Here is a 12,382-nt window from a genome sequence, read left to right on the forward strand (position 1 = left end):
GGACTATCAGAGTGGCTAATAAAAACAAAGTAACCATAGAGGATGTAGCGAAACGGGCGGGGGTAGGTATTGCTACTGTCTCAAGAGCCATTAATAATTCAGAGGGAATTAGTTCCAAGACTAAGGCGCTAGTACTGCAAGTGATTGAGGAGATGGGTTTCACTCCAAATACCTCTGCGCAAAGCCTCAAAATCCGCCAAACGAAGCAGATTGCTCTGGCCGTTCCTGACATTCGCAACGCAATTATTCCGGATATCGCCTGGTCCGTAGAGCAAGCCGCCAAACAACATAGCTATCGGGTAATTCAAATTAATACTTCTGGCAACCCGCGCACTGAGCTCGAAACGATTCGTGAGGTCAAAAAATTACATGTAGATGGACTCATTATCATGCCTCTTGCTTATCCAAAGACCATGGTAGAGTTAATTAATAAATCGAGTGTTCCGGTCTCCATCATTAACTACGGGAAAAGAATCACAGAAAATGTGAAAGCTGACGTCGTTAGTTTGTCACGTTTTGAAGGACAATTAGTGATGGAGCATTTAATCAATATCGGTCGTTCTAGAATTGCATATGCAGGGGCACAAAAAGATCTTATTGAAGATCGTTATCTTGCTTATCAGCAAGCTTTAAATCAAGTGGATATTTCGCTTGTTTATTTTGGAGAAGACTTTTCCTTGCAAACTGGACTACAAGCCGCTGACTATTTCTACAGCCTGACGCATATGCCAGACGCTATTTATGCAGTGAATGACATGGTGGCCATAGGTATTGTGAATCGGTTTAAAGAATTAGGCGTTCGTGTTCCAGAAGATGTGGCGGTGGTTGGGGTAGATAATAACGCATGGACAACTATCACAACGCCTCAGATTAGTTCAGTTTCCATCATGGGGAATGAAGTGGCACGATTAGCCACACAGCTTCTTTTGCAACGTATTCAGGATAATATTACCGGGGAGTATCAAAGGGTGCAGCTTGATCCGCGATTAATCGTGCGAGAGTCAAGTGTTTCGGTTAGACGTAGTACGAATTAAAGACCTTAAGTTTGCGACTACTAAGAATGAATAGGTTGTAAATCCTTTAAATCCTGCTAGACTTAATACAGAGTAATTTGATTGGAAATTAAGAAATGAGGTGCGGATCATTATGGCTAATATTTATAAGAGCTTAACCGATCTGATCGGAAATACACCGTTATTAGAGATTTCAAAGTATAGTAAAACCCAAAACGTAGAAGCAAGAGTTCTTGCCAAGCTGGAATCTTTTAATCCTGCAGGTAGTGTTAAAGATCGTATTGGATATGCAATGATCAAAGATGCGGAAGAGAGAGGTCTCATTAATAAAGATTCTGTCATTATTGAGCCTACTAGTGGAAACACTGGGATAGGACTTGCTTTTGCAGCTGCTAGCTTAGGGTATTCACTGATCATCGTCCTACCAGATACATTTAGTATTGAACGCCGTAAATTAATGCTGGCATTAGGTGCTGAGCTTGTGTTAACACCGGGAACTGAAGGAATGAGCGGAGCTGTAAGAAAGGCAGAACAATTAGCTGCGGAAATTCCAAATTCATTTATTCCCCAACAATTCAGCAATCCTGCGAACCCGGAAATACACAGAACGACTACAGCAGAGGAGATTTGGCGGGATACCGATGGAGATGTTGATATTTTCATAGCGGGTGTTGGTTCTGGAGGCACTATCTCGGGTGTTGGGAAAGCGTTGAAAGAAAAGAACCCCGCAGTCCAAATTGTCGCCATCGAGCCGTTTGACTCTCCTGTTTTATCAGGAGGCCGTCCTAAGGGACATGGGATTCAGGGCATTGGAGCAAACTTTATTCCTGAGAATTACGATAATGAAGTGGTGGATGAGATTTTTCAGGTGAAAAATGATGATGCCTATAGCGTATCACGTGCACTTGCGAGAACAGAAGGATTGCTGGTGGGTATCTCCTCCGGAGCAGCTGTTTACGCAGCTACACAAATCGCTAAGCGTCCTGAGAATAAGGACAAGACCATCGTGGTGATTCTGCCGGATACCGGTGAACGTTACTTAACCACTACGCTGTTTGATTTTTAACGGAACATGAGCGCTAGATCCAAGGAATTGGCTTTAAAAAGCAAACAAAAGGTTCAGCTATAGGCTGAGCCTTTTTGTTGTTGGAGTATTGGCTGTATATCTCCAGATAACGGGTATCTCAAGTAACTAAGAAGTTTAAGAGGGATTCAAAAACTCCCATTATTACAAGTAGCTAAGAAGTTCAAGGGGGATTCCAAATCTCCCATTTTGTATAGTAGCCAAGGAAGTTCAGTGTGTTACGGACCGTATTGCAGCTATTTCGCCATTTAATCTCATTTTGCTGCGTTATCGGACTGTATAGCACTTATTGGCCAACATTTGTGGATAAACAGTGTGGTTTTGAGTAAATAGCTGCAACTGAGTCCGATAGCCTGCCGCAAACGCTCAAATAAACAGAATAACGTCTCCTGAGTCCGGCGAAAAGTATGTTATCCAGCAGGGGATTCCAAAACTTCAATGTACCTCAAGTAACTAAGAAGTTTAAGAGGGATCCAAAACTCCCATTATTTCAAGTAACTAAGAGAGTTCAGGGTGTTACGGACCGTATTGCAGCTATTTCAGCATTTCAGCTCATTTTGCTGCGTTATCGGACTGAATAGCACTTATTGGCCAACATTTGCGGAAAAGTGGTGTGGTTTTAAGTAAATAGCTGCAACTGAGTCCGATAGCCTGCCGCAAACGCTCGAATGAACAAAATAACGTCTCCTGAGTCCGATCCATCGGCGAAAAGTATGTTATCCAGTAGCAGGATTCCAAAACTCCAATGTTCCTCAAGTAGCTTAGGAAGTTTAAGGGGGATTCCAATCCCCCCATTATCTCAAGTAGCTAAGAGAGTTCAGTGTGTTACGGACCGTATTGCAGCTATTTCGCCATTTAATCTCATTTTGCTGCGTTATCGGACTGTATAGCACTTATTGGCCAACATTTGTGGATAAACAGTGTGGTTTTGAGTAAATAGCTGCAACTGAGTCCGATAGCCTGCCACAAACGCTAGAATGAACAAAATAACGTCTCCTGAGTCCGATCCATCGGCGAAAAGTATGTTATCCAGTAGGGGATTCCAAATCTCCAATGCTCTTGAGTTTGATCCATCAACACAACACGATGATTGCCCCTAAAGCGACTTGCACGCCTCAAGTCACCCGCCTCACAAACTCTAACCGTTTTTTCCTGTTGTGTAATTTCCAGTTTAGAATAAAATGGAACTATTCCGCTAACCGCGCGTAACCGATAAATAAGAGAGATAATGATAGATCAGGAGGTACATATGAACACGAGAACTCTAAAAATACTGCTACATACCACACTTGCTGCCTTATTGTTAAGTGTATTGCTTTTGCCGGCCGTAAGTTTAGCCAAAACTGCTGTACCTAAGCATACAGGGTCATTTTATGTGAATGATTTTGCGAATGTGATTGACGAGAAAGCAGAGAATTACATGGTGAACTACGGTATTCGATTACATCAGGCTACTGGAGCTCAAGTTGTGCTTGTAACTGTCGATTCTACTGAAGGGGTTTCGATGGAAGAGTATGCAAAATCGCTTTTCAATAGCTGGGGTGTGGGGGCTGCGGATAAAAATAACGGTCTGCTGCTGCTCCTTTCTATAAAAGATGATGATTATTGGGCGGTACAAGGTAAAGGTATAGAGGAATCATTGCCTAACAGTAAGATTAAAGAGATTCTTTCACAATATCTTGAGCCGGATTTCGCAGCTAAAACATACAGTAATGGTGCTAGGAAGACGTATGGAGCTTTTATTCAAGCTATGGGCGGCACTTGGGCAGAAAATGTTGGCACCAAAAATTACGTATCCGATAATGCGGGTGTGCTCAAAAAAGTAACTAAAGACTATCTGAACGATTCCAGCAACAGATATAAAACAACAACCGGAAGTGGAATTTATGTGGTCACCGTAAAAAATGCTGGAGATAAAACATTGCAGGACTATACCTATATGAAGTTTGCTTCGGTAGGTGCGGGTCCTAAGGATGTTATGCTGGTATTGGACATAGGCGGAGACAACTATCATGTTCTACAAGGCAAGGATATCGACAAGGTTTTAACCAATGAGGCTATTAGTAATATTTTAAATACCGTGCTTGAACCCCAATTTGTGAAAAAAGATTACGGTACGGGAGCTACAACGACAGTTAATTCGTTCTACAGTTTCTTGTTAGCTAGAGCGGATCATCCGCAAGGAGTCACTGGAAACAACGGAAACAATGTTAATCCTGGAACTACAACGAACTCTGGTTCTTCCTCTACTACAGCTACAAGTGGAGGTGAGGCGGTTAGTAAAAGCAAGGCTTTTCTAATTTTCTCAGCGATTTTTGGTTCGCTTATCTTATTTGGATTTACTGCTTCACGACGCAATAGATATATAGAAATGTATGGTTTGCCATTTAATCCATATAGCCAAAGGAATATACGCCGTTATGGTCCTTGGCATGGTCAAGCGGATTACGGTTATGGCAGACGCTGGCACAGACGTTATTATCATCACCACCATAGGAATACAAACAATTCGCAATCAAGTTTCTGGGGAAACAGTGGTGGCGGAGGCTCTACTAACGGTGGCGGTGCAGGAAGGTATTCCTCAAGCAACGAGAACCATGGTGGTGGAGGTTCCAGCAGTGGTGGAGGAGCAGGAAGACATTCTTCAAGCTCATCCAGCCGCAGCTACTCAGATGATGATGATAGAGGCTCATCAGGTGGTGGCGGTTATTCCGGCGGTGGTGGCTCATCAGGCGGCGGCGGTAGCGCTAGCAGCGGCGGTGGAGTAGGAAGACATTAGATTTTGTTTAGCTTTAGATGAGCAGGTAGCCAAGATATTGGAAACCTGCTCTTTTTTGTTTTTGAAATGATGACTATTACTCAAATAGAAACTTTTAACGAAAATCATCGTCTATGATAAGGACGAGTTGTACATATTATCAAATTAGTAATATTTAGGGAGGAATACTCAGAAGTGAGCACTTCATCATTACCTCAACGTTCCAATGCACGCAATAAGAAACCTGTAAAGAAACCAATAAAAAAGCGGAAGAAACGAAGTTTTTTTCGCACCTTATCCAAAGTTTTTTTATTCTGCTTATTCTTAATGATCGCTGCTGGTGGATGGCTTTATTTTGCACCCTCGGCTCAGAACTTACGTTATACAATCGCAGATACGCTAATTACAACACAACATCGCTATATGGCTAAATATATTATAGGTGAAGATCAACTAAAGGAACGGGTAACCGAATATACCGCCCGTTTTGAAGAGATGGGGGACGAAATAGATACACATACGATCGCTCCCGAACCTGAGGTGGTAGAGAAGCCGCTTGTCGAGATTGAGAATGTCTCAGGCAGTGGCTATACCGGATATGTAATGATTGTTAATGATCCAACCAAAGTCCGACTAGGAATACCTAATAAGATTGGTTCAGGTGAAAAAGTAACCAGTATGGTGAAGCGTACAGGCGCTATCGCTGGAGTTAACGGTGGTGGGTTCGCTGATCCGAACTGGAAAGGTAACGGGTTTAAACCCATAGGAATTGTAGTCTCACAAGGTAAGTTATATTACAACGGTCTTGGCGGTAAAAAATCTACACAGATTGTTGGTCTTGATAAACAAGGGAAAATGGTTGCAGGGAATTATACGCTAGATGAGATTAGTAAAATGGGGGTTCAGGAGGCAGTTACTTTTAGCCCGCGGCTAATCGTCAATGGCAAAGGATTGATTAAGAATGCAGCAGAAGGTTGGGGGATTGCACCTAGAACAGCAATGGGTCAGCGGGCAGATGGCGCTATTATTTTTGTGGTAATTGACGGACGACAGCCTACTTATAGTATTGGAGCGAATCTCTATGATGTGCAGCAAATTTTGCTTAAGCATGGAGCTGTGATAGCGGCTAATCTGGATGGTGGATCTTCTACGGTACTAGTAAAAGATAATGAGATTATGAATAAACCCTCATCCCAATATGGTGAGCGGTATTTGCCTACAGCTTTTTTAGTTTTTGAGCATCCAGAACAGGTTGATATGCCAAATATCTGGAAAGGACTAGATCCTGCCAAGATTGATGCTGGGAAAAAGAGAACACAATAAGTACGCGTTATTGGGCACATAATAAGGATTATCTTGGAATGAGATGTGTATTTATGCTACGATATCAGCTAGTATGAAACAGAATGTAGTACGAATAGGTCTGGAACAGGGGGAATAGGAGTGACGTTGCAGCAGCTCCGCTACGCTATCGAAATTGCAAATAGTGGCTCCATGAATGAGGCGGCAAAGAAACTCTTTGTTTCTCAACCGAGCCTGTCCAACGCTATTAAAGAGCTTGAAAATGAACTTGGGATTACCATCTTTGAAAGGACGAACCGTGGAATCAGCATTTCTGTAGAAGGAATGGAATTTCTCGGATATGCCCGTCAAATCATTGAACAAACAGAGCTTATGGAGAATCGTTATACTGGGAAAAAGCGTAGCCCAATCTATTTTTCCATTTCGACTCAGCATTATGCTTTTGTGGTAGATGCTTTTGTGAGTCTCATGAAGCAAAGTGATGTCTCAGAGTACAACTTCAGCTTGAGAGAGACGCAAACCTACGACATCATCGAAGATGTGCGTACTCTCCGTAGCGATTTGGGGATTCTTTATATTAACGAGAGCAACTATAAGCATATGAATAAGCTGTTCAGTGACGGTAATCTGAAATTCACGCCACTCTTTAATACTGACCCACATCTTTATGTTAGAACTGGACATCCGCTTGCCCAGAAGGAAAGGATCTCGCAGGACGATATTTTACCTTTTCCGTATATTACTTTTGAACAGGGTGAGAACAATTCACTTCACTTCTCGGAGGAAATGTTAAGTTTTTCTCAGATTGAGAAGAATATTAAAGTGAATGACCGGGCAACCTTGACCAATTTATTAATGGGCACGGACGGTTATACAGTGGGTACAGGAATCATGGCATCCGATCTGAACGGTAATGGACTGAAGACGATTCCATTTGAGAGTAATGAAGTATTCACGGTTGGTTGGATTGCGCATAAAGATCGTAGACCTAGTGTGATGGCATCCAAGTATATAGAAATCTTAAATGACTTGGTTTCCGGAAGTTATTTTGATCTAAATCATTTTTTACTATAGCTGTAGGAGGATCGGTATGATTAGACCCGTAACTGGCACCCAGAGAAATGCTCCACCCTTTCGCTATGATATCGTCGGCAGCTTCTTGCGTACGGAAGAGATTAAAGCAGCCCGCCTCCAATATGAGAATGGTGAAATTACAGGTAGTGAGCTTTATGAAATAGAGAATATTGAGATTGCTAAACTACTGGAATTAGAAAAGGAAGTAGGATTATTAGCAGTAACAGATGGTGAGTTTCGCCGTTCCTGGTGGCATCTTGATTTCTTTGTCGGAATTAAAGGAACTGAAAAGATTAACTTAAATCAAGGGAATGGAAGAGCGGAAACGGTTCAGCGTGCAGAATCATTCCGAATTGTTGACCGGATTTCCTTTGAAGATCATCCCATGCTACAGCAATTTATAAAGCTGAAGGAAATGGCGGGAGACCGGATACCCAAAATGACGATTCCATCACCTGCCCTATTTCACTTTGTGGAGGAGTTTAATGGAAATGAAGTTTACCCTGATAAGGAAACTCTATTTCAAGATATCATCGCGGTTTACCAAACTGCGATTCAAGCCTTTTACGATGCAGGCTGCCGTTATCTTCAGTTAGACGACACAACTTGGGGAACGCTGAGCAGTGGCCGACATCGCGCCCATTTACGCAGTAGAGGTACAGATCCCGATCAGTTAGCAAAGGATTACGTTAGGCTGATCAATGAGAGTATTGCGAATCGTCCGCATGATATGACCATCGCGCTGCACGTTTGCCGAGGTAATTTTCGCTCCACTTGGTTCGCTGCTGGCGGTTATGAGCCTGTTGCCGAGGTGCTTTTTTCCAATACCAAAGTTGATGCCTTTTTCTTGGAATATGATAATGAACGAGCTGGCGATTTCGAGCCCTTACGATTTATTAAAGACCAATTTGTAGTGTTGGGATTAGTAACGACCAAACATGGGGGTCTGGAGAGTAAAGAGCAGCTTAAGGCAAGAATCGAAGAAGCCGCACAATATGTAGATATTGAAAAGCTGTGCCTCAGCCCTCAGTGTGGATTTGCTTCTACGGAGGAAGGAAATATTCTAACTGAAGAAGAGCAGTGGGATAAAATACGCCTTGTGATCGAAACCGCCCGAGAGGTCTGGTTATAATTAAATAAGCTAATTTGGTGGCCTGCTATAGCGTAAGCTTATGGTAGGCCATAGTTTTTAGGAGTTACCCTGTCCTGATTGTACAGTGCTATAGTGAATTCAACAGAAAAGCACAGACAATGAAGGAGGCCGAACCCCTATGAGTACCATCCAAAAAGGAAAACAAAGAACTGAAGTGCCATTCAGAGTAGATATCGTTGGCAGCTTCTTACGTCCGGAAACGATTAAGAGAGCTCGTGTCCAATATCAAAATAATGAAATCTCCGCTGATGAATTGCGCAAGGTAGAAGATACAGAGATTGCCAGAGTTGTGAAAAAACAAAAAGCGGTTGGATTAAAAGGTGTAACGGATGGAGAGTTCCGCCGCTCCTGGTGGCATTTAGATTTTATGTGGGGCCTTGAAGGGGTAACAAAGAAAGTCAGCCCAGTGGGCTACCTGTTTAATGGTGTAGAGACCAGAGCGGAAACTGCAGAATTATCCGGTAAAATCCGTGGGACTAACCATCCAATGATCGCTGACTACAGACAATTGGTTAGCGTAGCGGGAAATGATGTAGTAGCGCGCCAAACGATTCCTTCGCCAGCTCAGTTCCTTGCTGAACTTCAGCGCAATCAAAAGACTACTGTAGCTGTTTACGACAAGCAGGATGAACTTGTGGCTGATATTGCTGCAGCTTATCGTGAAGTTATTCGTGATTTCTATGAGGCAGGTTGCCGTAATCTGCAATTGGACGACTGCACATGGGGTATGCTCTGTGATAAAGGATATTGGGAAGCACGTCAAAAAGAGGGTGTAGATGTTAACGAAATCGCTAAGTTATACGCATTTGTAAATAACGAAGCGATTAAAGATCACCCAGCAGATATGGTTATCACGATGCATGTATGCCGTGGGAACTACGCGTCCACTTGGGCAGCATCCGGCGGATACGAGCCTATCGCAGAAGTGTTATTTGGAACGGTGGATGTAGATGGTTTCTATCTGGAGTTCGATACGGATCGGGCCGGAGACTTTGCACCCCTTAGATTTATTAAAGATCAACAAGTAGTTTTAGGTTTGTTCAGTTCGAAGTCAGGTGAGCTTGAGAATAAAGAAGAAATTATTGGACGGATTAAAGAAGCTTCGCAATATGTGGATATCAATCAGTTGTGCCTGAGCCCACAATGTGGTTTTGCCTCTACGGAAGAAGGAAACCATCTGACAGATCAACAGCAATGGGATAAACTGCAGTTTATTAAAGAGATTGCAGATGAAATTTGGCAGTAATCTATAAAAAATTAGCAGGCTCCTGATTGAATCAGGGGCTTTTTCTATCTGTATTGTGACAGCTTAGAGGATTAACCTACTACTGCACTTTACTAGAGCTATCGAAGAAGGGTATAATAAGTAACAATTGTTTTTAATTCATGTTGAAAGAGAGCGGGAACAATATGGGTCGTAAGTGGAATAATATTAAAGAAAAGAAAGCTTCCAAAGACGCAAACACAAGTCGTGTTTATGCAAAGTTTGGTGTTGAAATTTATGTAGCAGCAAAGAAGGGTGAACCCGATCCAGAAGCGAACCGGGCCCTGAAAGTTGTATTAGAACGTGCAAAAACTTACAATGTACCAAAAGCGATCATTGACCGTGCGCTTGATAAGGCTAAAGGTAGCGCTGAAGAAAATTATGAAGAGCTTCGTTATGAAGGATTTGGACCTAGCGGTTCAATGATCATCGTTGATGCGCTCACAAATAACGTTAATCGGACAGCTCCATTGATCCGTTCAACCTTCAGTAAGAATGGCGGAAATATGGGTGTCAGCGGATCAGTAGCTTACATGTTTGACTCTACGGCCGTTATAGGTGTGGAAGGTAAAACTGCTGATGAAGTAATTGAAATGATGTTTGATGCAGAACTTGATGTACGCGATGTGCTGGAAGAGGATGATGCAGTTATTGTTTATGCAGAACCTGATCAGTTCAATGCAGTACAAGAAGTATTCAAGAATGCAGGCATCACTGAATTTACTGTTGCTGAGTTAAACATGCTTCCACAAAACTATGTGGCACTCCCAGAAGATGCTCAAGCTCAATTCGAGAAATTGATTGATGCTTTGGAAGACCTGGAAGATGTTCAACAAGTGTATCATAACGTAGATTCAGAAGAAGAATAATTTAAGTTTTATAAAGGGCGATGGAGTTCGCCGTAACTGTCTCTCTGAGACTAATGACTCCTACCAGTGTGAGCTTCCCTGGTAGGAGTCTGTTTTATTGTTGAGACTAATTTATTTTGTCCTTAGGAGCTGTCGAGATGAATCCATGGTCTACCCGATGGTTTGAAATCACTAAGAAGCGAAGTTATTTTGCACTTTGGAGTACATTTATCAAATGGATTGTGCTTGGTAGTGTGGTTGGCATTTTATCCGGCACCGCCTCTGCTTTTTTTCTGAAAAGCTTGGATTACGTTACAGATGTACGTTTAGAGCATCCGTGGCTACTTTATTTGTTGCCTCTTGGGGGAGTACTTGTTAGTTTCTTATATATGCGATATGGCAAGAACAGTTCTAAAGGCAATAACCTCATTCTAGAACAAATTCAGGACGGACAAGAAACCATACCTTTGCGAATGGCTCCATTGGTGTTGTTCGGAACATTAGTAACCCACTTATTCGGTGGATCCGCTGGGCGTGAAGGGACAGCTGTTCAAATGGGCGGAGGCCTTGCGGAATGGTTCGGAAAGCTGATTAAAATCAGTCCTCTGGATCGTAAGATACTGTTAATGTGCGGGATCAGTGCAGGCTTTGGTTCTATTTTCGGAACACCGCTGGCTGGAACCTTATTTGGTCTAGAGGTAGTAACCATTGGACTTATTAGCCAACAGGCATTACTTCCATGTTTTGTGGCTAGCTTTGTTGGTGATCTGGTCACCACTCGATTGTGGGGTGTTCATCATACACACTATGTAGTGAATGAATTTCCAGCTTTAAGTTTAATGATTATTCTAAAAGTGGTATTGGCCTCTGTAATTTTTGGTCTCGTGAGTATGCTTTTCAGTGAACTGACTCATTTTCTAAAAAGAATCTTCACCGCCAGGATAAGCAATCCAATGATAAAAGGTGCGGTAGGTGGATTAATTATCATTGCCTTAGTATTCCTTGTAGGGTCTCGTGATTACTTAGGCCTCGGAATTCCATTAATCAAGGATTCTTTTGAGGGAGATGTCTCGCCGTTCGCTTTTTTATGGAAGCTGATCTTTACCGCCTTTACCTTAGGAACAGGATTTCAGGGTGGTGAGGTTACTCCGTTATTTACGATTGGTGCCACACTAGGAAATGTCTTGGCTGGAATATTACATGTGTATGGACCCTTTTTAGCTGCCCTCGGTTTTATTGCTGTCTTCTGTGGAGCTACTAGCACGCCTATCGCTTGCTTCTTAATGGGGATCGAGCTGTTTGGTTCGGAAGGAGCCATATACATGTTTATCGCTTGTGTGGTGAGTTATTTATTCTCCGGACATAGTAGTATTTATACTTCACAGCTTATTGGTGTATCGAAGAGCCAGTTCATTACTATTCCTCAAGGGACTAGGATCGGTACGGTCAAACGCGCCCGCAAAAAATAACAGCACCTCTCGGATGGTGGTTGACAAGTGCGGATACACGATTTAAAATGTAGCCAAACGAAGGGATGGTTCAACATGATTCATGTGGAAACTGAAAAATTATATACCAGAAGCTGCTCCGAACAATCGGATACAAACGATGAAACGTTGTCCGGAGCTTAATCAAAAAGCGAATCGCTTTTTATATCATCGAAAGATAGCTAGGTCATTTTAGTGTGATTATTCATGCTTATTTGATTACGCCATCTTCCGATGTTAATGATTAAGGGGCTGTAGACAATTTTCGTCTACAGCCTTTTGTGTTTATAATGTTCAGTTTCCAAACTGACAATTATCTATTTGTGCCGTCTATTCGTGCACTAATAAGCAGAAGGCTTGCGCCCAAGGGCGCGGTGTCTTCTGCTTTTTTTGTGCTTA

At 42.4% G+C, this 12,382-nt stretch carries 9 protein-coding genes and 1 riboswitch; all 9 genes read left to right on the forward strand.

Translation table 11 applies throughout. The features are described from left to right. The first annotated feature begins 11 nt into the window (after positions 1-11). Complete coding sequence (locus tag MHB37_RS15250) at positions 12-1,034, forward strand: LacI family DNA-binding transcriptional regulator (protein WP_076185862.1); 1,023 nt, start codon at positions 12-14, stop codon at positions 1,032-1,034. Positions 1,035-1,146: 112 nt separating this feature from the next. Beyond that, positions 1,147-2,079: a cysteine synthase A gene (cysK, locus tag MHB37_RS15255; protein WP_076129370.1), complete on the forward strand. Its 933-nt coding sequence runs from the start codon at positions 1,147-1,149 to the stop codon at positions 2,077-2,079. A gap of 1,267 nt (positions 2,080-3,346) precedes the next feature. After that, a complete protein-coding gene (locus MHB37_RS15260) occupies positions 3,347-4,876 on the forward strand; it encodes a TPM domain-containing protein (RefSeq protein ID WP_076184509.1) in 1,530 nt (509 codons plus the stop codon). Between the two features lie 174 nt (positions 4,877-5,050). Beyond that, on the forward strand, positions 5,051-6,178 hold the full coding sequence (locus MHB37_RS15265) for a phosphodiester glycosidase family protein (protein WP_076184510.1): 1,128 nt from the start codon (positions 5,051-5,053) through the stop codon (positions 6,176-6,178). A 120-nt stretch (positions 6,179-6,298) separates the two neighbouring features. Then, entirely contained in the window at positions 6,299-7,231 is a 933-nt protein-coding gene (locus MHB37_RS15270; protein ID WP_076105621.1) for a LysR family transcriptional regulator, read from the forward strand. 16 nt (positions 7,232-7,247) lie between these two features. After that, complete coding sequence (locus MHB37_RS15275) at positions 7,248-8,363, forward strand: 5-methyltetrahydropteroyltriglutamate--homocysteine S-methyltransferase (protein WP_339282087.1); 1,116 nt, start codon at positions 7,248-7,250, stop codon at positions 8,361-8,363. Positions 8,364-8,502: 139 nt separating this feature from the next. Then, positions 8,503-9,630 carry a 5-methyltetrahydropteroyltriglutamate--homocysteine S-methyltransferase gene (locus MHB37_RS15280; RefSeq protein ID WP_076146088.1) on the forward strand — a complete coding sequence of 376 codons (1,128 nt, stop codon included), beginning with the start codon at positions 8,503-8,505 and terminating at the stop codon, positions 9,628-9,630. A 164-nt stretch (positions 9,631-9,794) separates the two neighbouring features. After that, positions 9,795-10,517 (forward strand): YebC/PmpR family DNA-binding transcriptional regulator, encoded by a 723-nt coding sequence (locus tag MHB37_RS15285; protein WP_036678376.1) that lies wholly within the window; start codon positions 9,795-9,797, stop codon positions 10,515-10,517. Positions 10,518-10,524: 7 nt separating this feature from the next. Continuing rightward, positions 10,525-10,587, forward strand: a riboswitch (Fluoride riboswitch). A 67-nt stretch (positions 10,588-10,654) separates the two neighbouring features. Further along, entirely contained in the window at positions 10,655-11,965 is a 1,311-nt protein-coding gene (locus MHB37_RS15290; protein ID WP_341164921.1) for a voltage-gated chloride channel family protein, read from the forward strand. Positions 11,966-12,382: the final 417 nt, after the last annotated feature.

It is taken from the genome of Paenibacillus sp. FSL H3-0286 (genome assembly GCF_045040705.1).
Taxonomy (GTDB): domain Bacteria; phylum Bacillota; class Bacilli; order Paenibacillales; family Paenibacillaceae; genus Paenibacillus_AQ; species Paenibacillus_AQ odorifer.